The organism is Streptomyces sp. Z423-1 (assembly GCF_013009255.1).
In the GTDB taxonomy this organism is placed as follows: Bacteria; Actinomycetota; Actinomycetes; order Streptomycetales; family Streptomycetaceae; genus Streptomyces; species Streptomyces gossypiisoli.
The window spans coordinates 4782584-4807512 of sequence record NZ_CP053109.1; the positions used below are offsets into that span (position 1 = coordinate 4782584).

General features: G+C 72.3%; 25 protein-coding genes. 16 read left to right on the forward strand and 9 right to left on the reverse strand.

Going from position 1 to position 24929, the window contains the following annotated elements; genetic code table 11:
• Positions 1-16: 16 nt before the first annotated feature.
• Positions 17-466 carry a MarR family transcriptional regulator gene (locus HJD23_RS21295; RefSeq protein ID WP_171113655.1) on the reverse strand — a complete coding sequence of 150 codons (450 nt, stop codon included), beginning with the start codon at positions 464-466 and terminating at the stop codon, positions 17-19.
• A gap of 182 nt (positions 467-648) precedes the next feature.
• Here HJD23_RS21295 and HJD23_RS21300 point away from each other — a divergent pair, with 182 nt between their 5' ends.
• The gene (locus HJD23_RS21300; protein WP_171113656.1) at positions 649-843 is read left to right on the forward strand and encodes a hypothetical protein; all 195 of its coding nucleotides are present in this window, start codon (positions 649-651) and stop codon (positions 841-843) included.
• 41 nt (positions 844-884) lie between these two features.
• Here the strand turns inward: HJD23_RS21300 and HJD23_RS21305 are convergent, their stop codons facing one another.
• From HJD23_RS21305 to HJD23_RS21330, 6 genes are all read right to left on the reverse strand, one after another.
• Positions 885-1670: a hypothetical protein gene (locus tag HJD23_RS21305; RefSeq protein ID WP_171134055.1), complete on the reverse strand. Its 786-nt coding sequence runs from the start codon at positions 1668-1670 to the stop codon at positions 885-887.
• A gap of 39 nt (positions 1671-1709) precedes the next feature.
• Positions 1710-2624 (reverse strand): RNA polymerase sigma factor SigF, encoded by a 915-nt coding sequence (locus HJD23_RS21310; protein WP_141313430.1) that lies wholly within the window; start codon positions 2622-2624, stop codon positions 1710-1712.
• A gap of 337 nt (positions 2625-2961) precedes the next feature.
• Positions 2962-3903 (reverse strand): RNA polymerase sigma factor SigF, encoded by a 942-nt coding sequence (locus HJD23_RS21315; protein WP_171113657.1) that lies wholly within the window; start codon positions 3901-3903, stop codon positions 2962-2964.
• Positions 3904-4050: 147 nt separating this feature from the next.
• A complete protein-coding gene (locus tag HJD23_RS21320; protein WP_171113658.1) occupies positions 4051-4344 on the reverse strand; it encodes a Dabb family protein in 294 nt (97 codons plus the stop codon).
• Positions 4341-4520, reverse strand: coding sequence for a hypothetical protein (locus tag HJD23_RS21325; protein ID WP_171113659.1), 180 nt, complete (start codon positions 4518-4520; stop codon positions 4341-4343). The genes HJD23_RS21320 and HJD23_RS21325 overlap by 4 nt, the downstream gene beginning before the upstream one ends.
• Before the next feature lie 117 nt (positions 4521-4637).
• Entirely contained in the window at positions 4638-5585 is a 948-nt protein-coding gene (locus HJD23_RS21330) for a ScbA/BarX family gamma-butyrolactone biosynthesis protein (RefSeq protein WP_171113660.1), read from the reverse strand.
• A 248-nt stretch (positions 5586-5833) separates the two neighbouring features.
• Here HJD23_RS21330 and HJD23_RS21335 point away from each other — a divergent pair, with 248 nt between their 5' ends.
• The 3 genes from HJD23_RS21335 (at position 5834) to HJD23_RS21345 (ending at position 8233) form a co-directional block, all read left to right on the forward strand.
• Positions 5834-6496: a ScbR family autoregulator-binding transcription factor gene (locus HJD23_RS21335; RefSeq protein WP_171113661.1), complete on the forward strand. Its 663-nt coding sequence runs from the start codon at positions 5834-5836 to the stop codon at positions 6494-6496.
• A gap of 118 nt (positions 6497-6614) precedes the next feature.
• Entirely contained in the window at positions 6615-7331 is a 717-nt protein-coding gene (locus tag HJD23_RS21340) for an HAD family phosphatase (RefSeq protein ID WP_171113662.1), read from the forward strand.
• 131 nt (positions 7332-7462) lie between these two features.
• Entirely contained in the window at positions 7463-8233 is a 771-nt protein-coding gene (locus HJD23_RS21345; protein ID WP_171113663.1) for a glucose 1-dehydrogenase, read from the forward strand.
• Between the two features lie 72 nt (positions 8234-8305).
• Here HJD23_RS21345 and HJD23_RS21350 read toward each other — a convergent pair whose 3' ends face one another.
• Entirely contained in the window at positions 8306-9982 is a 1677-nt protein-coding gene (locus HJD23_RS21350; protein WP_171134056.1) for an AMP-binding protein, read from the reverse strand.
• A gap of 27 nt (positions 9983-10009) precedes the next feature.
• Entirely contained in the window at positions 10010-10978 is a 969-nt protein-coding gene (locus HJD23_RS43995; protein WP_232108390.1) for a nitroreductase/quinone reductase family protein, read from the reverse strand.
• 257 nt (positions 10979-11235) lie between these two features.
• Here HJD23_RS43995 and HJD23_RS21360 point away from each other — a divergent pair, with 257 nt between their 5' ends.
• The 12 genes from HJD23_RS21360 (at position 11236) to HJD23_RS21415 (ending at position 24915) form a co-directional block, all read left to right on the forward strand.
• A complete protein-coding gene (locus HJD23_RS21360; RefSeq protein WP_171114188.1) occupies positions 11236-12912 on the forward strand; it encodes an FAD-binding protein in 1677 nt (558 codons plus the stop codon).
• 68 nt (positions 12913-12980) lie between these two features.
• Positions 12981-13931 (forward strand): aldo/keto reductase, encoded by a 951-nt coding sequence (locus tag HJD23_RS21365; RefSeq protein ID WP_171114189.1) that lies wholly within the window; start codon positions 12981-12983, stop codon positions 13929-13931.
• Between the two features lie 1074 nt (positions 13932-15005).
• Positions 15006-16253 carry a sedoheptulose 7-phosphate cyclase gene (locus HJD23_RS21370; RefSeq protein WP_171116959.1) on the forward strand — a complete coding sequence of 416 codons (1248 nt, stop codon included), beginning with the start codon at positions 15006-15008 and terminating at the stop codon, positions 16251-16253.
• Positions 16250-18457 carry an ROK family protein gene (locus tag HJD23_RS21375; protein WP_171116961.1) on the forward strand — a complete coding sequence of 736 codons (2208 nt, stop codon included), beginning with the start codon at positions 16250-16252 and terminating at the stop codon, positions 18455-18457. Before HJD23_RS21370 ends, HJD23_RS21375 begins: the two co-directional genes overlap by 4 nt.
• Positions 18454-18612, forward strand: coding sequence for a hypothetical protein (locus HJD23_RS21380; protein ID WP_171116963.1), 159 nt, complete (start codon positions 18454-18456; stop codon positions 18610-18612). The genes HJD23_RS21375 and HJD23_RS21380 overlap by 4 nt, the downstream gene beginning before the upstream one ends.
• The gene (locus tag HJD23_RS21385) at positions 18609-18767 is read left to right on the forward strand and encodes a hypothetical protein (protein ID WP_171116963.1); all 159 of its coding nucleotides are present in this window, start codon (positions 18609-18611) and stop codon (positions 18765-18767) included. The genes HJD23_RS21380 and HJD23_RS21385 overlap by 4 nt, the downstream gene beginning before the upstream one ends.
• Complete coding sequence (locus tag HJD23_RS21390) at positions 18764-19615, forward strand: TIM barrel protein (protein ID WP_171116965.1); 852 nt, start codon at positions 18764-18766, stop codon at positions 19613-19615. Before HJD23_RS21385 ends, HJD23_RS21390 begins: the two co-directional genes overlap by 4 nt.
• Complete coding sequence (locus HJD23_RS21395; RefSeq protein WP_171134057.1) at positions 19603-20271, forward strand: HAD-IA family hydrolase; 669 nt, start codon at positions 19603-19605, stop codon at positions 20269-20271. The genes HJD23_RS21390 and HJD23_RS21395 overlap by 13 nt, the downstream gene beginning before the upstream one ends.
• Before the next feature lie 31 nt (positions 20272-20302).
• Complete coding sequence (locus HJD23_RS21400) at positions 20303-21499, forward strand: serine hydrolase domain-containing protein (RefSeq protein WP_171116967.1); 1197 nt, start codon at positions 20303-20305, stop codon at positions 21497-21499.
• Positions 21496-22560 (forward strand): pyruvate dehydrogenase (acetyl-transferring) E1 component subunit alpha, encoded by a 1065-nt coding sequence (pdhA, locus tag HJD23_RS21405; RefSeq protein WP_171116969.1) that lies wholly within the window; start codon positions 21496-21498, stop codon positions 22558-22560. Before HJD23_RS21400 ends, pdhA begins: the two co-directional genes overlap by 4 nt.
• Positions 22561-22566: 6 nt before the next feature.
• Positions 22567-23550 (forward strand): alpha-ketoacid dehydrogenase subunit beta, encoded by a 984-nt coding sequence (locus tag HJD23_RS21410; RefSeq protein WP_171116971.1) that lies wholly within the window; start codon positions 22567-22569, stop codon positions 23548-23550.
• Positions 23551-23565: 15 nt separating this feature from the next.
• Positions 23566-24915, forward strand: coding sequence for a dihydrolipoamide acetyltransferase family protein (locus HJD23_RS21415; RefSeq protein WP_171116973.1), 1350 nt, complete (start codon positions 23566-23568; stop codon positions 24913-24915).
• Positions 24916-24929 lie beyond the last annotated feature (14 nt).

Below are 24929 nucleotides of genomic sequence, written 5' to 3' on the forward strand. Positions count from 1 at the left end.
GTACGGGTGCAGTCGTCTACGTGTTCGCGGGTGTACGCGTGCAGTCGTCGAAGCTCGCCCGGAGCCGGGTCATCAGCTGGATCAGCTGACCGACCTCGTCGTCGGTCCAGTCGCTCAGGCGCTGGGCGAGCAGGTGTGTGGTCCGCCGCGACAGCTCGTCGAGCGTGTCCCGGCCGCTGGGCGTCAGGCGGAGGATGCGCGAGCGCTTGTCCGCCGGGTCGGGGGAGCGCTCGATCCAGCCCCGCTCGGCGACGTGCGCGACATGGCGGCTGGTCACCGACATGTCCACGCTGAGCAGCTCGGCGAGCCTGCTCATGCGCATGTCGCCGTGCCGGCCGAGCAGCGTCAGGACGGCGGCGGAGCCGCCGGGGCACTCGGGCGGCAGGATCCGCCCCATCTCCCGCTTCACGGCGGCGAAGGCGCTGAACTGACGCGCCAGTTCCTCGTACTGCGCCCGCTCTGCCATGACCTCTCCCAGTTCAGTTGCTTAGGGCAACCATAGAAAGGTTGGTTGCCACAGGCAAACGAAATCGGGGCTTCGGTCACAAAAACTTGGCAAAGGCAAGTATTGCGAGCGTAAACGTGCAGGTCGGACCCCTGCGACCCCCACTTGGGCCGCCCCCGGCGTTTTCGCTAGGGTCTCGGGGCATGGCTAACAACCAGGGTCCCCAGGGCAACCACGACCCCGCAGGCAGCACCCAGATGTTCCGTGCGTTCGTCGACGAGTCCCCGCAGGGCCGCCAGCAGGCGGCCGCTCCGGCGGGCCCGCGGATCGGGCTGATCGTCGGCATCGTGGCGGCCCTCGCCATCGTCGCCGCGGTCGCCTGGCTCGCGCTGAAGTAGCGGGCCGAGGTCGGGAGACCGACCGCGCGGCAACCGTCCCTTCACTCCCACTCGACCGAGACGTCCCGCGTCTCGATGTGCATGCCGAGCGGCACCCGCCAGGACTCGACGCACACCGTCCAGGTCCGCTCCGTCCGCGTGCCGGCCGCGATCGGGGCCGGAAGGTCCTCGGTCGACTCGATCGTCCCCCAGTCGATGCCGAGCGCGCCGATGATGTGCGTGCCGAAGGTGACCGTGCCGGAACGCACCGCGGTTCCGCCGGTGTTGTGGAAGGCGACGGTCACCTTCTCGCACCATCGCTTGTCCGTCGGCTCCCGCACGGGCGTGCCCACGGCCAGTGCGGCGGGTGCTGCGGGTGCGGCGGGTTCTGCGGGTTCGGCGGGCCCGGCAGGTGCCGTGGGCGTGGGAGAGGGCGTCGGGGGCCGCGAAGGCGTCTCCGTGTGACCCGGACCCGCCGCGTCGGCCGAGGGTGGGCCGGAGCCGGGGGCCGACGGGGTGGCGTGGACGCCGCTCCCGGAGCCGAGGGCCCTGCTCGTGCCCGGTGCGGGCGTCGGCGTCCGGTCGGCGGGAGCTGAACTCGGCGCGCCGCGCGGCGCGTTGTCCGCGCCCGGTGTCGTCCCGGGTCCGTCGAGCGGCACCAGCCGTACCCCCTCCGTCGGCGCCACCGCCGTACCCCCGGACGGACCGCCGCCCGCGCCGACGGCCACGTATCCGTCCTCGGCACCGCCTCCTGCGTACCCGGCCAGTACGGCGCCCGCGCACACGACGGCCGCCGACGCGCCGATCACGGCGCGGCGGCGGCCACGGGTCCAGCTCCTGGGAAGCATCGCGCCAGTGTGGCTGACGCTTCGTCAGGAAGGAAGAGATCAGTCGGAGATGAGGCCCTCGCGCAGCTGGGCCAGGGTGCGGGTGAGGAGGCGGGAGACGTGCATCTGGGAGATGCCGACCTCCTCGCCGATCTGCGACTGGGTCATGTTGGCGAAGAAGCGCAGCATGATGATCCGCCGCTCGCGGGGCGGGAGTTTGGCCAGCAGCGGCTTGAGGGACTCGCGGTACTCGACGCCCTCCAGCGCGCTGTCCTCGTAGCCGAGCCGGTCGGCCAGGGAGCCCTCGCCGCCGTCGTCCTCGGGGGCCGGGGAGTCCAGTGAGGAGGCCGTGTAGGCGTTGCCGACCGCGAGGCCGTCGACGACGTCCTCCTCGGAGACGCCGAGCACGGTGGCGAGTTCGGTGACCGTCGGGGAGCGGTCCAGCTTCTGCGACAGCTCGTCGCTGGCCTTGGTCAGGGCCAGGCGCAGCTCCTGGAGCCGGCGCGGCACCCGCACCGACCACGAGGTGTCCCGGAAGAACCGCTTGATCTCGCCGACGACCGTCGGCATCGCGAACGTCGGGAACTCCACGCCGCGTTCGCAGTCGAACCGGTCGATCGCCTTGATCAGGCCGATCGTGCCGACCTGGACGATGTCCTCCATCGGCTCGTTGCGGGAGCGGAAGCGGGCCGCCGCGTACCGCACGAGGGGGAGGTTGAGCTCGATCAGGGTGTCCCGGACGTACGCCCGCTCCGGGCTGTCCTCGTCGAGTGCGGCGAGCCGGAGGAACAGGGAACGGGACAGGGTGCGGGTGTCGATGGCCTCCGAGGTGGACGGAAGGGCCGGGGCCGGCGCGGCCGCAAGGGCCGGGACGTCATCGATGGGGCCGAGCGCGTCATGCGCGTCGAGCGCCTCGGGCGCTGTCTCGCTCTTGGTGAGCGTGAGCACCTTCGAGCTGCCCTGGTCTGCGGACATGCCACCCCCTTTGGGTCGCGGGACGGTCGCGGCCGACGCTCCTCGTGCGGAGCGCAGCCTTCACCTGAATACCGGCGCCGGGGCACCGGCAAACGCGCTTCCGGCAGAATGTCACATGTCGGCAACACGCTGTAGTGACATGTCGACATGCGAGATGCGAATACGCCCTGGAAAAAGGGGGTCTGACGGTTTTTCGGGACCTGTCTGTCGGCAAAGTGCCTGGTGAGCGATTCGCTCTCGACGGTGATGCGTCGATCATGCTTTCGGTTGTGCGCCGGTTCGATTCGCGGTTGCGTCGGTGACCCGGTCGGCGGTTGCGCCGGACGGGGTGCGGCGGTTACGCGTCGATGCGATTCGCCGAACGCAGGCGCTGGAAGCTACGCGCGAGTAGCCGGGAGACATGCATCTGGGAGACGCCGAGTTCCGCGCTGATCTGTGACTGGGTCAGATTGCTGTAGTAACGCAGCAACAGGATCCGCTGCTCGCGCTCGGGGAGCTGGACGAGCAGATGCCGTACGAGGTCGCGGTGCTCGACGCCGTCCAGGGCCGGGTCCTCGTAGCCGAGCCGGTCGAGCAGCCCGGGCAGTCCGTCGCCCTCCTGGGCCGCCTCCAGTGAGGTGGCGTGGTACGAGCGCCCGGCCTCGATGCAGGACAGCACCTCCTCCTCGGTGATGCGCAGTCGCTCGGCGATCTCGGCCGTGCTCGGGGTGCGCCCGAAGGCGGTGGTCAGGTCCTCGGTGGCGCTGTTGACCTGCACCCACAGCTCGTGCAGCCGGCGCGGTACGTGGACCGTGCGGACGTTGTCCCGGAAGTACCGCTTGATCTCGCCGACGACCGTCGGCATCGCGAAGGTCGGGAACTGCACGCCCCGGTCCGGGTTGAAGCGGTCGATGGCGTTGATCAGGCCGATGGTGCCGACCTGGACGACGTCCTCCATGGGCTCGTTGCGGGAGCGGAACCGGGCGGCCGCGTAGCGCACCAGCGGGAGGTTGGCCTCGATGAGCGCCCCGCGCACCCGGGTGTGTTCCGGTGTGCCCGGCTCCAGCTTCTTGAGCTGGGCGAACAGCACCTGGGTGAGCGCCCTGGTGTCGGCGCCCCGGCTGCTGCGCTGTGGCGCGGGCTCGGGTGCGGGGGCGGGTTCGGGGGTGGTGGCAGGTCCGGGGGCGGGTTCCGATGTGGGTGCGGGCGCAGGTGCGGGTGCTTCTGGGGCAGGTGTCTCCTGGGGCGGGGCTTGAGGCGCAGTACTGGCCGGCACGGTCAACTCCACCTCGTGATCCATCAACTCATCCGTCAAAAGCGGTCATAGCATCACAAGACATGTCCACTGTGTGCAAGCACCGCATAATGCCGTGTTGAGGGCAAGTTGGGGCATAAGACGCGCAGGAGCCCCCCGCCGTTCCGGCGGAGGGCTCAGCGGTTGTGCGCTCTAGAACTCGTAGTCGGCGATCACCCATGTGGCGAACTCCCGCCACAGCGTGACGCCCGCCTGGTGTTCCGGGTGCTCCACGTACCGGCGCAGGGCGGCCCGGTCCTCGAACGACGAGTTGATGGCGAAGTCGTACGCGATCGGGCGATCGCTGAAGTTCCAGCCGAGCTCCCAGGAGCGGATCTCCGGGATCTTCCCGTCGAGGGCGCGGAAGATCTCCACGCCCTCGACCACACGGGGGTCGTCGCGTTCGACGCCCTCGTTGAGCTTGAACAGGACCAGGTGGCGGATCATGACTTTCCTCCGTTGGCGACCCAGGTCATGAAGTCGCCGATGGCCTTGGCGGCGTCCGATATGCCCTCGAACCCTATCTGGACGTAGTCCGCCGCCTTCTCGGGATCAGTGATGATCAGGTACAGCACGAAGACCACGAGTGCATAGACGGCGATCTTCTTCGAATTCACCGCCACCGCGGCCTCCCCTTGCGCCTGCCATGTCTGCTGGAACGCCTGTTTGCCGGCCGCGAGTGTAGCTTCACGTCGTATTTGACGACCAACGGCGCGCTGAACGGCGTCTGCACGACAGGGTCACAGACCGGGCGCCGACTCCAGGGTGACATCCGCCGAGAAGATGCGGGCGCCGTTCTGTTCGAGCGTCACCAGCACGCGCCGGCGGCCCTGGACGTCGGAGGGCAGCGGGTCGGTCCAGACCCAGCACGGTGCGTCGAACTCGGCGTAGCGGATGAACTCGGTGTCCATCGCGACCACGGTCGACGGACGGGTGGCCATGGTGTGGGCCGCCTGCCGGGCCGCCTCCAGCAGCAGCATGCCCGGGGCGTGGTCGACGGGGTGGTCGAACAGGATCGGGTGGGTGAGGTCCGCCCGCAGCTGCCACCGGTTCGGCGTCTCGGTGGGCGACAGCACCACGTCCTCGGGCCGTTCCCGGGCCACCAGGTCCGGGTCGGCCGCCGGGCCGGGCGGCAGGGCGCGCTCCCGGGCGCGGTCGAGGTCGGCGTACGCCCCGCGCAGCCGCTGGTAGACGGCCGGCGGCTGGTTGTTGAAGCGGGTGCGCGCGGTGCCGAGGCGCTGGCCGTTCAGGGCGATGTCCACCGCCATGGTCAGCGCGGCCAGCCGGGCGCCCCGCCGGACTATGTCCGAGCAGCCGATCCGCAGCTCCAGCTCGGCCGGGGCGGTGGTGGCCACCAGGGCGACCGAGTTCAGGTCGAAGCGGAGGTGCTCCCAGGCCTGCCGGTGGCCCAGCGGTACGCCGTACGCGACATGCGACAGCAGTGGTACGGCCTGCCGCACGGACTCGGCCAGCAGCAGGGGGTCGTGCAGCCCGTGCACCGGGCGGTAGAAGGAGTGCCGGCGGGGCCAGTGCGCGATGACGGTGTAGGAGTCGGCCCCCCGGGGGCGCCAGCTGGAGAGCAGCACCTCCGCTCCGTTCGTCTTGTGCACATGGCGCTGGAGTACCGCCAGGGCCGACGCGGTGGGCGCCGGGGTTTCGACCGTTCTGTGCTGAAGTGCTCCGGACATGCTGAATCCCCCAAAGGCTCGATTGTGGATCTTCGTCGCACGGCGTGTGCGGAAGCCGTGGATGCGAGCGCGTGGCAACAACATAAAGAGCGTTCTTTTTTGTAGCGCCAAGGGAAGGTAAAGAGTTCTTCTGCGTTTGGTCAAGCGGGGAGGGGTGGTGTCCGGGATTTGGGGTGTTGGGAGGGGTTGCCAACGGGGTCGGGCGCGCCGATAACATAAGGAGCGTTCTACTTTTTGGAGGTACAGCCATGGCAGGTGCCAAGCAGGAGCGAGCAGTGCAGACCCGGGAGACGCTCCTGCAGGCGGCCGCCGAGGTCTTCGACGAGTACGGCTACGCGGGCGCGAGCATCAACCGCATCCTGAAGCGGGCGGGGCTCACGGCCGGCGCGCTCTACTTCCACTTCGAGTCGAAGGAGGGCCTGGCCCGGGCGGTGATGAAAAGCCAGCCCGACACCATCGTCCCGTGGCTGGAGTCCAAGGGCCTGCAACGGCTGGTGGACATCACGCTCGTCTGGGCCCAGCAACTCCAGCTCGATCCGCTGCTGCGGGCGGGCGTCCGGCTCACCAACGAGCAGACGTCCTTCGGTGTGCGGGACGCCTCTCCGTACGAGGAGTGGGCCGGGATCATGGCCGAATGCCTGCACGACGCGCATGCGCGCGGGGAGCTCCAGGCCGGGGTGGACCCGGGCGAGGTCGGTGAGTTCGTGGTCGAGGCGTGCACGGGCATGCAGATGTACTCGGCCGTGGCGAGCGGGCGCGCCGACCTGATGGAGCGGGTCACGCGGATGTGGCGGCTGATGCTGCCGGGGATCGCGGTCCCGGCGATCGTGGCGCGCATCGAGGTGGGGGCGGACCGGGTGCGCATGGCTACGGCGACGGCTGCGGCGCCGGGGCCGGAGTCGGCGAGCTGAGGGTGCCGTAGGGCTCTCTGCGGGTTCCTGGCGTTCCTCGCGCATCTCACGCTTCTCGCCGATTCTCGCCGTTTCTGGAGTTGTTTCTGGAGTTGTTTCTTCCGAGGGAGGGGTTTTCATGTCGCACGGTTTCGAACGGCTGCGGCTCGCCGCGCTGAACATCGACGGGGTGCTGCTGAACGACACGTTCAGCCCGGTGATACGGCGGTTCATCGTCGGCCGGGGCGGTCAGTACACGGCCGAGCTGGAGCGGGCGGTCTTCTCGCAGCCGCAGCACATCGCCGGACAGAACATGGCCGCCGCGATACCCGGCGACCTGACCGGACCGCAGGCCCTCGCGGCCTACTTCGAGGAGCGCGACGCGTACGTCACCCAGCACCCCGTCGTCGTCATGGACGGCGCGATCGAGCTGGTCGAGCGGCTGCGGGCGCTGGGCCTTCGCACGGTCTGCTACGGCGGGCTGCCCGCCGCCCACTTCGAACGCTTCCTCGGCGAGCACGCCGACCTGTTCGACGGGCCGGGCTATGTGTGCACCAACGACTTCCGGCCCGGCATCCGCGAGATCACCACGGAGGTCTTCGGACTCCGGTACGACGAGGCGGTGTTCGTCGACGACGTGGCCCGCGTCGCCGAGGCCGCGAGGGAACTGGGGGTGGCGTTCATCGGGCACCCCACGTCCTACGAGCACAGTCACCAGCCCCGGTTGATGCGGGAGGCGGGCGTACGGTACCTGGTGGATTCGCTGGACGCGATCGACGAGCGGATGCTGCGGGACGTGGACGCGGAGGTCGCCCGGGGGGAGTTCTGGGCGGCGGGGTTCGCGCCGGTCAAGTAGGGCGATCCCCAGCGGTCAGGCAGGGCGATCAACCGGTCAAGCAGGGCGATCAGCCGGTCAAGCAGAGGCAGTCAAGTAATCCGGTATTCATCCGGTATGCCGGGAAAAACGTTTCATGGGGGTCGGTTCGTATGCGTGAGGGGCAGCTGATGCTGGGCGGTCGGGTGGCGATGATCACCGGGGCCTCCAGCGGTATCGGCGCGGCGGCCGGGCGGCTGTTCGCGGCGGAGGGCGCCGCGGTGGTGCTGATGGCCCGGCGTGAGGAGCGGCTGCGGGCCGTGGCCGAGGAGATCACCGCGTCCGGGGGCCGGGCCCTGGTGGCCGTCGGTGACGTGGCGGTGGAGAAGGACGTGGCGCGGGCCGTCGAGGCGGCGGTCCGGGAGTTCGGGCACCTGGACTGCGCCTTCAACAACGCGGGGTTCGCCAGCTCGGGCACCGCCCTGCACGAGATGGACGGCGAGCTCTTCGACCACACCATGGACGTCAACGTGCGCGGGGTGTGGAACTGCCTGCGCCACCAGATACCCGCGATGCTCCAGCGGGGCGGCGGCGCGATCGTCAACACCTCCAGCGTGGCCGGCCTGAGGGCCACCGGCGCCTCCGCGGCCTACGTGGCCGCCAAGCACGCCGTGATCGGCCTGACCCGGGCCGCGGCCGCCGAGTACGGGGAGCGGGGGGTGCGGGTCAACGCGCTGGTCGTGGGCAGCACCCGCACCGAGATGATGGACGAGATCCTGCGCCAGACCCCGGAGCTGGAGGAACGTTTCGCGGCCCACGCGATCCAGAAGCGGATGGCCGCACCCGTGGAGATCGCCCGGACCGCGGCGTGGCTGTGCGGCGACCGCTCGTCGTTCGTGACGGGGGCGGCGATGCCGGTGGACGGTGGGGCGACGGCGATCTGACGCCTTGCCCTGCGGCGTCCGGTACGGCCGTCGTCCGCCCCTGGACGGCGGCCGTACCCGTGTCGCGCGGGCTCAGACGAACACCTCCTCGCGGTACTCATTCGCCGACCCCGCTGCCGTGGCCTCACGCAGCTCGATACGGCGGATCTTGCCGGAGACGGTCTTGGGCACCGGGCCGAACTCCAGTCGGCGGATGCGCTTGTACGGCGCGAGGGCCTCGCGGGAGTGCTCGAACAGCACCTTTGCCGTGTCGGGGCCGGGTTCCCAGCCCTCGGCCAGGACGACGTACGCCTTCGGTACCGCCAGGCGCAGCGCGTCCGGTGCCGGTACCACGGCCGCTTCCGCGACCGCCTCGTGCTCCAGCAGGGCGCTTTCCAGCTCGAACGGGGAGATCTTGTAGTCGGAGGCCTTGAAGACGTCGTCGGCGCGGCCGACGTAGGTGAGGTAGCCGTCCGTGTCACGCGATCCGATGTCGCCGGTGCGGTAGTAGCCGCCTGCCATCGCCTCCGCCGTGCGGTCCGCATCCCCGTGGTACCCGGCCATCACGCCGACCGGCGACTGCGACAGGTCCACCGCGATCTCGCCCTCGTCCGCACCCGGCGCGCCCGTCTGCGGGTCCAGCAGCACCACCCGGAACCCGGGGCTGGGACGGCCCATGGAGCCCGTCTTCAGGGGCTGGCCCGGGCTGTTGGAGACCTGCACCGCGGTCTCCGTCTGCCCGAAGCCGTCCCGGATGGTCACGCCCCACGCCCGCCGTACCTGCTCGATGACCTCGGGGTTGAGCGGCTCCCCGGCGGCCACCGCCTCCCGGGGCGGGGTGCGCAGCTGGGTCAGGTCCGCCTGGATCAGCATCCGCCACACGGTGGGCGGGGCGCAGAACGTGGTCACCCCGGCCCGGTCCATCTCGGTCATCAGCCGGGCCGCGTCGAAGCGGGCGTAGTTGTGGATGAAGACGGTGGCCCCGGCGTTCCACGGGGCGAAGAGGTTGGACCAGGCGTGCTTGGCCCAGCCCGGCGAGGAGATGTTCAGGTGCACGTCACCGGGCTTGAGCCCGATCCAGTACATCGTCGCCAGGTGCCCGATCGGATACGAGGTGTGCGTGTGCTCGACCAGCTTGGGGCGGGCCGTCGTCCCCGACGTGAAGTAGAGCATCAGCGGGTCGTCCGGCCTGGTCGGGCCGTCCGGTGTGAAGTCGGCGGGGGCCGCGTACGCGTCCTCGTACCGCAGCCAGCCCGCCGGTGCCCCGCCCACGCCGATACGGGTGTAACCGCCGTGCACCTCGTCGAACTTGGCCGTCTCCGAGCCCCGTACGATCACATGCCGCACCTGCCCGCGCTCCACCCGGTCCCGCAGGTCGGCCGGGCCGAGCAGCGGCGTCGCCGGGACCAGCACCGCGCGCAGCTTCATCGCGGCCAGCGCGGTCTCCCACAGCTCGGCCTGGTTGCCCAGCATCACCAGCACCCGGTCCCCGGCGCCGACACCGCGGGCGCGCAGCCAGTTGGCGGCCCGGGCCGATCGCTCGGCCAGGGCGGCGAAGGAGATCTTCAGCTCGCTGCCGTCCTCCTCGACGATGTGCAGGGCCGTGCGGTCGTTGCCGTCCGCGATGACGTCGAACCAGTCCAGCGCCCAGTTGAAGTACTCCGGGCGCGGCCAGCGGAAGCCGGTGTATGCGGTGTCGTAGTCCTCGCGGTGTTCCAGCAGGAAGTCCCGGGCCGCGCGGAACTCCTCCGTCGGGTCGGTTCCTGACATGTTCAACCTCTCCTCTGCACCCGGGTATCAGGCGTCCGTCGGGACCAGGGCCACGACCGGGATGTCGCGGTCCGTACGGTCCCGGAACTCGGCGAAGTTCGGGTCCTGCGCGGCCTGCAGTCGCCACAGCTCCTCGTGCTCGGCGGTGGGCACGGCCTCGGGCCGGGCCTCGAACCGCCGCCCCGCCACCTCGACCACGCCGGTGCCGGCCGCCATGAGGTTCCGGTACCAGGCGGGGTGCGAGTCGGCCCCGCCGTTCGCGGCGAACACGATGTGGCGTCCGTCCCGCTCCAGGTGGACCAGCGGTGTGGTGCGCGGCAGACCGCTGCGGCGGCCGACCGTCGTGAGCAGCAGCAGCGGAATGTCGCCGAAATCGCCGACCCGGCCGCCGTTCGCCCGGAATTCCTCGATGACCCGCCGGTTGAAGGGATTGCTGTTCACCGTCTCGTCCGGGGCGCGGTGCGCGTCCCAGTTCTCCTCCGGGAGATAGAGCCGGGTCGGGGTGGCTTTCTCGTACGGCATTCCGGCGGGCATGTTGATGAGTTCCATGTGCAGACCCCAGGGGGTGGTGAAGTACACCCAGCGGTCGCCCGCGATCGGGCCGTCGGTGATGGTCTCCGGTTCGCCGAGGATCGTCACGCCCGGCACTTCCCGGAGATACTCGACGGCCTTGTCCACGTCGTCGACGTAGAGGGCGAAGTGGTGGCCGCCCCAGTCGCTGTTGCGCGGGCGGGAGTGGTCCTGGTCGGGCGCGGTGTACTCGAAGAGCTCCAGGTTGGTGACCGGGCCCAGCCGCAGCATGGCGATCTTGGCCGAGGCGCGCGGGTGGACGCCCAGCTTGCGGGTCATCCAGTCGCCCTCCTGGTCCTCCACCGGGCCCAGCCGGTAGGCGAGTTCGGCGCCGATGACGTCGACGAAGAAGCGCACGGCCTGGTCCAGGTCGGGCACGGTGTAGGCGATGTGATGGACCGCCCGGGCTCCGGGAAGTGTGCTCAAGGTTCGCTCCGTTCAGCCTGTGGTGTCGCCCGACTCTCGGGCAGGCGCGTGGCCGGAAACAACGGCAAGTTCCGGAAGTCGGTACGACATGCCGAAGTCGCCCCGAAGGGTTGGCGTCCGGGGAGCGCGTCCTGTTGGGATGGCATGCGTCGAGAGCGCCGCTTCCCTTCCGCTCTCGTACGCCTCGTAATTCTCTGAATCATTTCTCAGGACGTTTCTCGAACTCTCGCAATGAATGCCGGACAACGGGGGTCAAGATGGGTGAGTTGAAAAGACGCCGTTTTGTGGGCCTGGGCTCCGGGCTCGCCTTCACGGCCGCTGCCGCGGCCGGCGGTGGGCTGGCGACCGCGCCGTATGCCCGGGCCGAGGACGGCATCTCCGCCGGGACCGGCCGGGCGGCGGCGCCGAAGGTGGAGGTGACGCCCACCGACTCCCGTTACGCGGACCTGACCTCGGGCAACAACCTGCGCTGGAAGGCCAGTCCGGACAAGATCGTGCTGCCCCGGACCACCGGCGACGTGATCGCCGCGGTGCGGGAGGCGGTCGCCGGCGGCAAGCGGCTCTCCGTGTGCGGCGGGGGCCACTGCTTCGAGGACTTCGTGTTCAACGCGGACATCCGGATCAACATCAACATGTCCCTGATGAACGCGGTCACCTTCGACACCGCGATGAACGCCTTCCGCGTCGAGGGCGGCGCCACGCTGCTCGACGTCTACGAGGCGCTCTACGAGGGCTGGGGCGTGACGATCCCGGCCGGGATCTGCCACAGCGTCGGCGTCGGCGGGCATGTCACCGGCGGCGGTTACGGCAACCTCTCCCGCCAGTACGGCCTGACCGTCGACCATCTGCACGCCGTGGAGGTCGTCGTGGTGGACGCCGCCGGCACGGTGAAGAGCGTGGTCGCGGCGCGGGACTCCGCGGACGCCGCCCTGCGCGACCTGTTCTGGGCGCACACCGGCGGAGGCGGCGGCAGCTTCGGAGTCGTCACCGCCTTCTGGTTCCGTACGCCGGGCGCCACCGGCGCCCCCGCCAACCTGCTGCCCAAGGCGCCGTCCAAGATCTTCCTCACCCTGGCGGGCTGGCCGTGGGAGAAGGTCACCCAGGAGGGGTTCGCGCGGCTGGTCGACTACTGGGGCACGTGGTTCGAGAAGAACAACACCCCGGGCACGACGGCCGGTTCGCTCTACTCCTGGCTGATGCTCAACCACCGCGACAGCGGCTCGCTCGGTGCCGTGGTCCAGCTGGACGCCTCGCTGCCCGACGCGGCGGGCGTGCTCAGCGACTTCCTGGCCGGGATGGACCACGCCCTCGGCCTGTCCTCGGCGACCACCCGGCACGACGGCGTGCTGGACTCGCAGTACACCTCGACCCGGCTGATGCCCTGGCTGCGCGGCACCAAGTACATCGGCGCGATCTCACCGACCCAGCTCGACCCCACCACCCGGGGCTCCCACAAGTCGGCGCATCTGCGCGGGCCGATGCCGCGCCGGCAGATCGACGCGATGTACACCCACCTCACCAGCACGGACAAGCCGAGCACCCTCACCGGCATCGTGCTGTCCGCGTCCGGCGGCCGGATCGCGAGCGTGTCGTCCACCGCGACGGCCGTGGCGCAGCGGGACGCGATCATGAAGGTGAACTTCGAGAGCCGCTGGTACAACGCCGCGGACGACGCCAGGAACACCGGGTGGGTGCGCAAGGCGTTCAGCGCCGTGTACGCCGACACCGGCGGCGTGCCCGTCCCGAACGACGTGACGGACGGCTGCTACATCAACTACCCCGACGGCGACCTGGCCGACCCGGCGTACAACACGTCGTCGGTGCCGTGGCACGACCTGTACTGGAAGCAGAACTACAAGCGCCTCCAGCAGGTCAAGCGCACCTGGGACCCCGGAAACGTCTTCCGGCACAAGCAGTCCGTGCGCCTTCCGTAGACCTTCCCTCCGTAGACCTTCCTTTTCGCACGTCCGACACCCCCACACATCACTGGAGGCACCACATCATGCGCACCACAACTCTCGGCAAGAACGGTCCTGTAGTCGGCCGCGTAGGGCTCGGCACCATGGGCATGTCCTTCGGCTACGACCCGCACGGCTGGGACGACGACGCCTCGGTCAAGGTCATCCAGCGCGCCCTGGACCTCGGCGTCAACCTGATCGACACCGCCGATGTCTACGGCCCGTTCACCAACGAGGAACTCGTCGGCCGCGCCCTGAAGGGCCGCCGGGACGAGGTCGTGCTGTCCACCAAGGGCGGCCTGGTCGTGGACGAGAACGGGCTGGGGCTCAACGGCCGGCCCGAGCACCTGTCGGCCGCCGTGGACGCCAGCCTGCAGCGGCTCGGCGTGGACCACATCGACCTGTACTTCCTGCACCGGGTGGACCCGGCCGTGCCGCTGGAGGAGAGCTGGGGCGCGCTCGCCGAGCAGGTCAAGGCGGGCAAGATCCGCGCGCTGGGCCTGTCGGCGGTGACCGTGGAGCAGGTGCGCGCCGCCGAGGCGGTGTACGAGGTCGCGGCCGTCGAGTCCGAGGCCTCGCTGTTCACGCGGGACGCCTTCGCGGACGTACTGCCGTACACGGTGGAGCGCGGTATCGCCTTCCTGCCCTTCTCGCCGCTCGGCCGTGGCCTGCTCACCGGTGCCTTCGGCAAGCCGGCCGACCTGCCGAAGGACGACTGGCGCAGCACGCAGCCGCGGTTCACGGAGGAGGCGTTCGCGCACAACAAGGCGATCGTCGACGCGGTCGCGGCGGTGGCGGAGCGGCACGACGCGACGACCGCGCAGGTGGCGCTGGCCTGGCTGCTGACCAAGGGGGAGTACGTCGTCCCGATCCCCGGCACCAAGACCGAGCGCTACCTGGTCCAGAACGCCCAGGCGGCGGCCGTCGACCTCACCGCCCAGGACATCGCCGAACTGGACGCCCTTCCGGAGCCGATGGGCGCACCGGAGGCCTGAGCGGTGCCCTCCGGGGGCTGGACTGACGAGGGTCGGATTCCGCAGGCCCTGGCCTGAAGGGACCCGGACCTGGCCGGCCCCGCTGGGGATTCGGCAGAGGCCCGGACCGCAAGGCCCGGACCGCAAGGCTCGGACCGCAAGGCTCGGACCGAGAGCCCGGACCGAGAGCCCGGACCGCAGAGACCTGGACCACAAAGGCCCGGACCTCAGGGGCCTGGGCCTGAAGGTCCCGGCCAAGCGGGTCCCTGACCGCGATGGCCCCGGTGCACGGGGCCTGCCCCCGACCTCGATGGCCCCGAACCAAAGGGGCCTGGCTTCCGTTGCCCCGAACCACAGGGGCCGCCCGAGGCATCCAGCCCACCCCGGCGGGAGACCCCCGCCGCCTCCCCCGGCCCCGTCGGCGCCACCAGGGCCACCCCCGACCCGGCGCCGACGGGGCACCCCTCGGCACACCCCGTACCGACCGGCATTTCCCAAGGACGTGCCCTGCGGGATCCGCCACCGTGCGGGATCCGCGAGTGCGCGGCGCCAGCCGTAGGGCCCGCGACCGCGGCCCTGGGTGCCGGACTGCGTGCGCGCGGTGCTCACTCGCGCGGCGCGCGACAGCGGCCCTTCATCCTGCTGGAGCCGCGAGCCGCGGCCCTGCGTACCAGACCGCGTGGGCGTGGCGCTCGGCCCCGACCGGGTGGGCGTGGCCCTTGGTGTCGGACCGCGTCCGCGTGGCGCTCACCCGCCGGGCGCGCCCGCGGCCCTCACCCTGCTTGACCCGCCACCGCGCGGCCCCCACCCGCCGGACACCGCACCAGCAGCTCCCACCCGCCGCCCCCGCACATGCAGCTCCCACCCGCCGGACCGCACCTGCGGCCCCCACCCGCCGGACCGGCACCTACAGCTCCCACCCGCCGGACCCGCACATGCAGCCCCCACCCACCGACCCCGCGACCGCCCGGCCCCCAATCCGCCAGCTCACCCCACAACCCCAACACCCCACCACCACCCACAACCCCCACATCCCCCCTCACGAACCCCACCGACGCCAATCAGACGCCGACCCCGAAGAGGGAGAGATCCACGATGACCGAGACCACGGCCACCCGGCCCACCGGACTGACCACCGCCTTCGACATACCCCGGCCCCCGGGACTGACCTGGTACGTCCAGGCGCAGCAGCCCGTCGGCTACGAGGTGTCCCTCACCCGGGGCCTGCTCAACCCGGCCAACCCGGCCCTGGCCAAGGCCGTCGGTGCGGACGGGCGGAGCGGTGTGCGGGCGCTCGTCGTCGTGGACCGTGTGGTCGACGAGCTCTACGGCACCGCACTGCGCGGCTACTTCACCGCCTGGCAGACCGACGTCACCTGGCTCGTGATGCCCGGTGACGAGGAGACCAAGACCCTGGACCAGGTCGTCGAGGTCACCCGGGCCATGACCCGGATGGGCATCCTGCGGCGCACCGAGCGCGTGGTCGTCGTGGGCGGCGGCGTCCTGATGGACGTCGTCGGCATGGCGGCCAGCCTGTACCGCCGGGGCGCCCCCTACGTACGCGTCCCCACCACCCTGGTCGGCCAGGTCGACGCCGGCGTCGGCGTGAAGACGGGCGTGAACCACGGCACCCACAAGAACCGCCTCGGCACCTACTTCGCACCCGAGGCCGCCCTGATCGACCCGGAGTTCCTGCGCACCGTCCCGCAGCGGCACATCGCCAACGGCCTCGCCGAGATCATCAAGATGGCGCTGATCAAGGACGCCAGCCTGTTCAAGCTGCTGGAGGAGACCGTCGCCCACATCTCCAGCGACTCCCTCGCCGACTGCGGCGCCGCCATGAGCGAGGTCGTCTCGCGGGCCATCGCCGGCATGCTCGACGAGCTGGAGCCCAACCTGTGGGAGGGCGTGCTGGAGCGGTCCGTCGACTACGGCCACACCTTCAGCCCCTCGCTGGAACTGCGCGCCGACCCGCCCCTGCTGCACGGCGAGGCGGTCGCCGTCGACATGGCGGTGTGCGTCGCGCTCGCGGCGGGCCGCCAGTACCTCACCATCGAGGACGCCCACCGCGCGCTCGCCCTGATCGCCGCCGCCGGACTGCCGCTGACGCACCCGGTGTTCACCGCGGAACTGCTCCAGCTGGGCCTGGCCGACGCCGTCAAGCACCGCGACGGACAGCAGCGCCTGCCGCTCACCGACGGCATCGGCTCCTGCGTCTTCGTCAACGACGTCACGGCCGCCGAACTCTCCCGCGCCCTGGAGTTCGTGCACGCCTACGTGGCCGGAGCGGACGGCGTGGGCGGCGTGGGCGGCGCGGACGGCGTGGACGGGTCGGACCGGTGAGCGCCCGGGGCCCGATCGCCGTCCTCGACGTGGGCGGGACCCATGTGCGCCGGGCGTTCTGGTCACCCGGCGAGGGGCCGACCGGCCTCGTGGACGAGCCCTCGCCCAGCCGGCTGCGGCATCCCGAGGCGTCCGTCGAGGAGCTGAAGGACCGTCTGCTCACCACCATCTGTGACGCCGTGCCGGGCGGGTCGGCCGTCGCAGGGATTTCCTTCGGCGCGGCGCTCGACCAGCGCACCGGCATGGTCTACGGCTCGGCGCCGCTGTTCGGCGACGAGACGACCCCGCTGGACCTGCCGGGCGCGCTGCGGGCGCGGCGGCCCGACGTGGAGTGGCACGTCGTCAACGACGTGACCGCCGCGCTGCTGCACTACGTCTCCGCGCCCGAGCGCCGGGGGCACCGCAAGGTGCTGCTGCTGACGGTGAGTTCGGGCATCGCCTGCCGGACGGTCGACCTGCGCACCGGCACCATCGCCACGGACGCCTGCGGGCTCCAGGGCGAGGTCGGCCATCTGCCCGCGGTGGCGGAACTCGCCGGCACGCCCGTCGAACTGGCATGCGACTGCGGCCGGATGGGCCATGTGTCGTCGTACGCCTCGGGCCCGGGCCTGCGACGGATGGCGGACGTGCTGCGCGAGCGGTCCGCCACCCGCTGGCAGGGCTCGGCCCTGGGCCGGGCCATGGCCGACGGCACGCGGTTCGAGACCGCCCTGACCGCCGCGCTCGACGCGGGCGACCCCCTGGCGGCCGAGCTGCTGGACGCGGCGACGGCCCCGGTGGCCCACGTCCTGCGCACCGCCCTGTGCCTGGACCCGGAGCTGGACGAACTCGCCCTGACCGGCGGCGTGGCGACGGGCCTCGGCCACCACTACGCCGCCTCCCTCCACCGCCACCTGCGCCACGAGGGCCTGTACCTCACCGGCGACCGGGCACCGGAGTGGCTGCTCGACCGGGTCAGGGTGTGCGCCCCCGGTGAGGCGAACGGGCTGATCGGGGCAGGGATCGCGGCGCTGGGGCAGGGCGCAGGCGCGTCCACAGCCGCCATCCCCGCACCCTCGACCACTACCACCCCCGCACCCCCACCCCGCCGCCACCACGCCATCCTCCGCACCCCCACCGGCCTCCACCTCTCCCCCCGCCCCACCCCCGACCCCGCCCCCGGCGAACTCCTCCTCGCCCCCTCCGTGGCCGGTGTCTGCGGTACCGACCTGCAGATGCTCCGCGGTCTGCGGGACGACGCGGCCCCCGTGATCGGGCACGAAGGCGTGGCGCGGATCGTGGCCGTCGGAGCGGGCGTCGAGGACCCCCGGCTGACCCCGGGCAGCCATGTCGTCGTCAACCCCACCCACCCCACCGACCCGGCGTTCCTGCTCGGCCACAACGTGGACGGCCTCCTCCAGGAGCGTGTCCTGATCCCGGCCACGGCGGTGCGTGCCGGTCTGGTGCTCCCGTTGCCCGAGGTGCCGCCGGGCGTGCTCGGCGCGCTCGTCGAACCGCTCGCCGTCGTCCGGTACGCCGCCCTCGCCCTGCGCGAGCACCGGCCGCGCACGCTGCTGGTGTTCGGCGACGGCACGGTGGGCCACCTGGCCGTGCGGACCGCCGCCCACTGGTACGGCCCGGTACGGACCGTGCACGTGCATCACACCCGGGGCGGCCTGGACTGGAGCGCCAAGGCCCCCGTCGCCGCCGACGTACGGCTGCGGTACGAGGACCTGACGGCGGACCGGCTCCGGCAGGCACTCGGCGACGGCCCGGTCGCGGTGCTGGTGGCCACCCCGGCCCCGGCCACCCTGTCCTGCCTGGAACTGACGCTCGACGCCACCGACGGCCTCGACACCGCCGTCGACCTGGTGGGCGGGCTGCCCCGGGGCGCGACCACCTCGCGGCTGCCCGGCGTCGACCTGGCCGCCGTACGCGCCGCGAACCGCGCGGGCCTGCCGCAGCCGCCGCAGGTCGCCCGGCTCGGCACGGCGAGCGGGCAGAAGGTGACGGTGCTGGGCCACCGGGGAGTGGCGGGCGGGCATCTCCTCTACGCAGCGGCCGAATTGTGCCGGGCGCCCGAGCGCTACCGCGACCTGGTGACACACGTCGTGGACCTGCCGTCCGCGGTCCCGATCCTGGCCCGCCTCGCCGACACCCACGACCGGATCGTCTCCGGCCGCCGCCTGATCAAGCTGGCCGTACGGATGGGCGGCCCGTCATGACCGCGTACGCCACCCCCCTGACCGCGCTCGCCGACTGGCGCCTGCCCGCACGCGGCGCGGCCTTCCGCCACCGGGTGCCGGGCATGCATGCCGACCGGGTCGTCTGCGGCCGCCGTCTGATCAAGCCGGCCGTGCGGATGGGGGGCCCGTCATGACCGCGTACGCCACACCCCTGACCGCGCTCGCCGACTGGCGCCTGCCCGCACGCGGCGCGGCCTTCCGCCACCGGGTGCCGGGCATGCATGCCGACCGGGTCGTCTGCGGCCGCCGTCTGATCAAGCCGGCCGTGCGGATGGGGGGCCCGTCATGACCGCATACGGCACACCCCTGACCGCGCTCGCCGACTGGCGCCTGCCCGCGCGCGGCGAGGCTGCGGTCGACATCGCCTTCCGGCACCGGGTGACCGGCATGCAGTTCGACCTCGGGGGTCCCGGCCGGGGCCCCTGGCTGGACGCGCCCGGGCAGCCCGCCCGGCTGGTCCGTACGGCCCGTGCGGCCGAGGTGACCCCGCTGGCCGTCACGGCCAACGTCCTCAACGACATCGGCCTCACCGCCCCCGAGGGCACCCTCGCGGCGGCCAGGGTGCGGGAGATCCTCGTGCGACTGCTGGACGCGGCCGGGGAGTTGGGGGCGCCGCTGGTCTTCGTGCCCAGCTTCCGGCGCAGCGCGATCGACGGCGAGGCCGCGCTGCACCGCACCGCCGAGGTGCTGCGGGCCGCCGCCGGGCAGGCCGAGGCGCGGGGCCTCCGGCTCGCGAGCGAGAACGTGCTGACGCCGGAAGCGGCGCTGTGGCTGGTCCGGCAGGTCGGCTCGCCCGCCTTCCGGCTGCTGCTCGACACGTACAACCCGAAGGCGGCGGGCCTGGACCCGGCGGCCCTCGCGGCCGCGACGGCACCACACCTCGCCGACCAGATCCACGTCAAGGACGGCCCGGCCGGACCGGACCGCACACCACTGCTCGGCGACGGCGACGGCGCGGTCGCCGACACCCTCGACACGGTCGCCCGCCGGTGCCGCCCGGTCCGCGCGCTGGTGCTGGAGAACGACCACCGGGGCGGCGACACCGCCCGCCTCACCGCGGACCTCGACCGGGTACGGGCGCTCGCCGAGCGTCTGGCCCACCGACACACGGAGACGGCACAGACATGGGGCTCGTAGTGACCGCACGGGCGCTGCTGTTCGACATGGACGGCACGCTCATCGACTCGACGGCGGCGGTGGAGCGCACCTGGCGCCGGTTCGCCGCCCGGCACGGCCTCGACGCGGCCGCCATCCTGGCCGGCGCCCACGGACAGCGCACCGCCGAGACGGTGGCCGCGCACGCCCCGCCGGGCACGGACGTGGCCGCCGAGACCGCCTGGCTGGTCGCCCAGGACGTCGCCGACACCGAGGGCACCGTCGCCCTGCCCGGCGCCGCCGACCTGCTGGCCCAACTGCCCCGCGACCGCTGGGCCCTGGTCACCTCGGCGGGCCGGGAACTCGCCGAACGCCGGATGGCGGCCGCCGGGCTCCCGCTCCCGGACGTCGTCGTCACCGCGGACGACGTCCGGCGCGGCAAGCCCGACCCGGAGGGCTACCGCACGGCCGCCCGCCGCCTCGGCGTCGATCCCAGGGCGTCGATCGTCTTCGAGGACGCCGAACTGGGCCTGATCGCCGGCCGGGCGGCGGGCGGCTACACCGTCGTGGTCGGCCCGCACGGCGGCGGCGCCGCCCAGGACCGCCCCCGCATCACCGACTACCGCGGCCTCACCTGCACCGACACCGGCGACGCCCTGCGCCTGACGCTCCCCGTCCTGGCGGGCGCGGCCCTCTGAGACCACTCACGACGACAGGAGTACGTCCACCATGTCCACCATCGAGATCTCCGGCACCGTGGCCCCGGGCTTCGAGTCCGTGCGCGACGAGTTCGCCCGCAACTTCACCGACCGCGACGAGCAGGGCGCCGCCCTCGCCGTCACCCTGAACGGGGAACGCGTCGTCGACCTGTGGGGCGGCCCCGCCGACCCCGTCACCGGCCGCGCCTGGGACGGCGACACCCTCCAGCTGATCTTCTCCGGCAGCAAGGGCGTCCTCGCCACCGCGCTGCTCCTCCTCGTCGACCGGGGAGCCGTCGAGCTGGACAAGCCGGTCGCCCACTACTGGCCGGAGTTCGCGGCCAAGGGCAAGGACGGCATCACCGTGCGCCAGGTGGTCACCTTCACCGCCCGGATGCCCGCCGTCGCCGCCCCCCTCTCCCAGGACGACCTCGGCGACCCGGAGGCGATGGCCAAGCTGCTCGCCGACCAGGAGCCGGAGAGCGACCCGCGTGCCGAGGGCATCCTGTACGGGCCGTGGGCCACCGGCTGGATCATCGCCGAGGTGATCCGGCGCGTCGACGGGCGCCGCCTGGACCGGTTCTTCGCCGAGGAGATCGCCGGCCCGCTCGGCGTCGACGTGTCCTTCGGCATCACCCCGGAGCAGGAGCACCGGGTGGCCCGCACCGAGTACGGCACGGGCTTCCGCGAGCAGTTCGGCGGCTACTTCACCAGCGACGACCCGCTCACCCAGCGGATCTGGCAGAACCCGGTCCCGTTCCCCGAGGACGAGGAGATCTGGAACGGCCCCGCCCGCCGCTTCACCCTCATCCCCGCCGCCAACGTCTACGGCTCCGCCCGCGGCTTCGCCAAGCTGTACGGCATCCTCGCCGCCGACGCCGCCCGCCCGGCGGAGCAGGAGCACACCCTGCTCTCCCGCCGCCTGCTCGACGAGGCCCGCGCGCCCTACGTCAGCAAGGTCGACCAGCTCATCGACGTGCCCATGGTGTACGGGGGCGGCGGCTACCGGCTGCGCACCAAGGCGCGTCCCACCGTCGACGGCGACTCCTTCGGCCACGACGGCGCGGGCGGCTCCGCCAACCAGGCCTGGCCGCGCGCGGCGGCCGGAGTGTCGTACGTGATGAACCGTCTGATCGCCCTCGGCCCCGACGACAGGCGCGCCTCCTCCCTGGTCAAGGCCGTCTCCGCGGCGATGACGGAACTCGGCATCGGCGGTGGTGCGCGATGAGCGACGACGGCATACGGCTGCTCGGCCCCGACGGCGAACGGGTCCCGCACCCGACGTACTCCTGCGACGCCGGCCCCGGCGAACTGCGCGCGCTGTACCGGGACATGGCCCTCGCCCGCCGCCTCGACACCGAGGGCGTCACCCTGCAACGCCAGGGCGAACTGGCCCTGTGGCCCTCCCTGCTGGGCCAGGAGGCCGCCCAGGTCGGCTCGGTGCGCGCGCTGCGCGACGGCGACCGGGTCTTCCCCAGCTACCGCGAACACGCGGTCGCCCTGGCCCGCGGGGTCGACCCGCTGGCCCTGTTCCGCCTGTTCCGGGGCGTCGACCACGGCGCCTGGGACCCGGACGCACACGACGTGCACCTCTACACGCTCGTCATCGGCTCCCAGACCCTGCACGCCACCGGCTACGCCCACGGCCTGGCCAAGGACGGCTCGGACGCGGCGGTCATCGCCTACTTCGGCGACGGCGCCACCAGCCAGGGCGATGTGGCGGAGGCGTTCAACTTCGCCGCCGTGTACGACGCCCCGGTCGTCTTCTTCTGCCAGAACAACCAGTTCGCCATCTCCGAGCCCAACGAACGCCAGACCCGCGTCCCCCTCCACCAGCGCGCCCAGGGCTTCGGCTTCCCCGGCGTCCGCGTCGACGGCAACGACGTCCTCGCCGTCCGGGCCGTGACCCGAGCCGCCCTGGAGCACGTACGGTCCGGCGCGGGCCCGTTCCTGATCGAGGCCTACACCTACCGCATGGGCGCCCACACCACCTCAGACGACCCGACCCGCTACCGGGACGCCGCCGAGGTGGAGCGCTGGCGCGCCAAGGACCCCCTGCTGCGCCTCGACCGGCTGCTGCGCGCCCAACACGCGGCCGACGACGCCTTCTTCGCCGAGGTGGAGGCGGAGGGCGAGGCCCTGGCCGCCCGGGTGCGCGAGGGCGTACGCGGCATGCCGGCGCCCCGCCCGGAGGAGCTGTTCGACCACGTGTACGCCGAGGAGAACTCCCTGGTCGAGCGGGAGCGCGCCGAGTTCGCCGCGTACCAGGCCGCCTTCGAGGAGGTGTGAGCGGCGATGACAGCGACCCGTATGACCCTGGTGGCCGCCCTGAACGCATCCCTGCGCACGGCCCTGGCCGACGACCCCAGGACCCTGGTCATGGGCGAGGACGTCGGCCGCCTCGGCGGGGTCTTCCGCGTGACGGACGGCCTGCAGAAGGACTTCGGCGAGAGCCGCGTCATCGACACCCCGCTCGCCGAGTCCGGCATCGTCGGCACGGCCATCGGTCTCGCCCTGCGCGGCTACCGGCCGGTGGTGGAGATCCAGTTCGACGGTTTCGTCTTCCCGGCCTACGACCAGATCGTCACGCAGCTCGCCAAGATGCACGCCCGCTCCCGCGGCCTGGTCCGCCTCCCGGTGGTCGTCCGCATCCCGTACGGCGGCGGCATCGGCGCCGTCGAACACCACTCGGAGTCCCCCGAGGCCCTGTTCGCCCATGTGGCGGGCCTGCGCGTGATGTCCCCGTCGACGCCCTCGGACGCCTACTGGATGCTCCGGCAGGCCATCCGCAGCGACGACCCGGTGATCTTCTTCGAGCCCAAGCGGCGCTACTACGACAGGGGCGACGTCGACACCGCGGAACCGGCCGCCCCGGCGCACACCGCGCGGGTCGTACGGCCGGGCGCCGACCTGACGCTGGCGGCGTACGGCCCGATGGTCGCGACCTGCCTGCAGGCGGCCGAGGTGGCCGCCGAGGAGGACGGCCGGGCCCTGGAGGTCGTCGACCTGCGCTCGATCTCGCCGATCGACTTCGGCACCGTCGAGGAGTCGGTGCGCCGGACCGGACGGCTGGTCGTCGTGCACGAGGCGCCCGTCTTCTTCGGCGCGGGCGCGGAGATCGCCGCCCATGTCACCGAGCGCTGCTTCTACCGACTGGAGGCGCCGGTCCTGCGGGTCGGCGGCTACCACAGCCCCTATCCGCCCTCCCGGCTGGAGGACGAGTACCTGCCCGGCCTCGACCGCGTGCTCGACGCCGTCGAGCGCGCACTCGCGCACTGAGGAGCTCTGCTGACGATGACGGACACCGCTGAGCGTTACCGGGAGTTCCGGCTGCCCGACGTGGGTGAGGGACTCCAGGACGCCGAGATCATCCGCTGGCTGGTCGCACCCGGGGACACCGTGACGGACGGTCAGCCGGTCTGCGAGGTGGAGACGGCGAAGGCGGCCGTGGAACTGCCGGTGCCGTTCGCGGGGCGGGTGCGGGAGCTGCTGTTCCCGGAGGGGGCGACGGTCGATGTGGGGGCGGCCATCATCCGGGTGGATACGGGGGAGGGGGCGCCCGCGGGGGAGTCTTCCGGGGGCGCCGGGCCCGAGGCGCCTGCCGCGGACGCCGACTCTTCTGTGGACGCCCGGCCGGTGGCTCCGGCGGAGCAGGAGCGGGCAGCGTCGGCCGCCGCCGGCGGTCGTACCCCCGTCCTGGTCGGATACGGCGCCGCCCCCGCCCCCGCCGGCCGGCGCTCCCGCCGTCGCCCCACCGCCCCGCCCCGGCCGACCGCGCCCGCCGCGAAGCCGCCGGTGCGCAAGCTGGCCAAGGACCTCGGCGTCGACCTGACGGCGATCGTGCCCACCGGCCCGCGCGGCGACGTCACCCGAGAGGACGTCCACGCCGCGGCGCGCACCGACGAGCCCGTACCGGCGCCGGAACCGCAGACCCCGCCGTCCCCGGACGAGACCCGCATCCCCGTCACCGGCGTCCGCAAGGCGACCGCCCGGGCCATGGTGGCCAGTGCCTTCACCGCGCCGCACGTCACGGAGTTCGTCACCGTCGACGTGACCCGCACGATGAAGCTGATCCGCCGGCTGAAGGAGCACCCGGACCTGACCGGCGTGCGGGTCGGCCCCCTGCTGCTCGCGGCCCGGGCGTTCCTGCTGGCGGTCCGGCGCAACCCGGAGATCAACGCCTCCTGGGACGAGGAACGCCAGGAGATCGTCCGCAAGCACCGGGTGAACCTCGGTATCGCCGCCGCGACCCCGCGCGGACTGCTGGTCCCCACGATCGCGGACGCCGACCGCAGGACGCTGCCCGAACTGGCCGCCGCCCTGGACGACCTGGTGGTGACGGCCAAGGAGGGCCGGACCCCGCCCGCCGCACTGCGCGGCGGCACCGTGACGCTCACCAACATCGGCGTCTTCGGCGTCGACACCGGCACGCCGATCCTCAACCCCGGCGAGTCGGCCATCCTCGCCCTCGGCACCATCGCCCCCCGCCCCTGGGTGCACCGCGGCAAGGTCGTCCCGCGTCAGGTCACCACCCTCGCCCTGTCCTTCGACCACCGCCTGGTGGACGGCGAGCTGGGCTCGCGCGTCCTCGCGGACACGGCGGCCGTGCTGCACGACCCGGACCTGCTGTTCACCCGCGCCTGACCGGAACTCGAAAA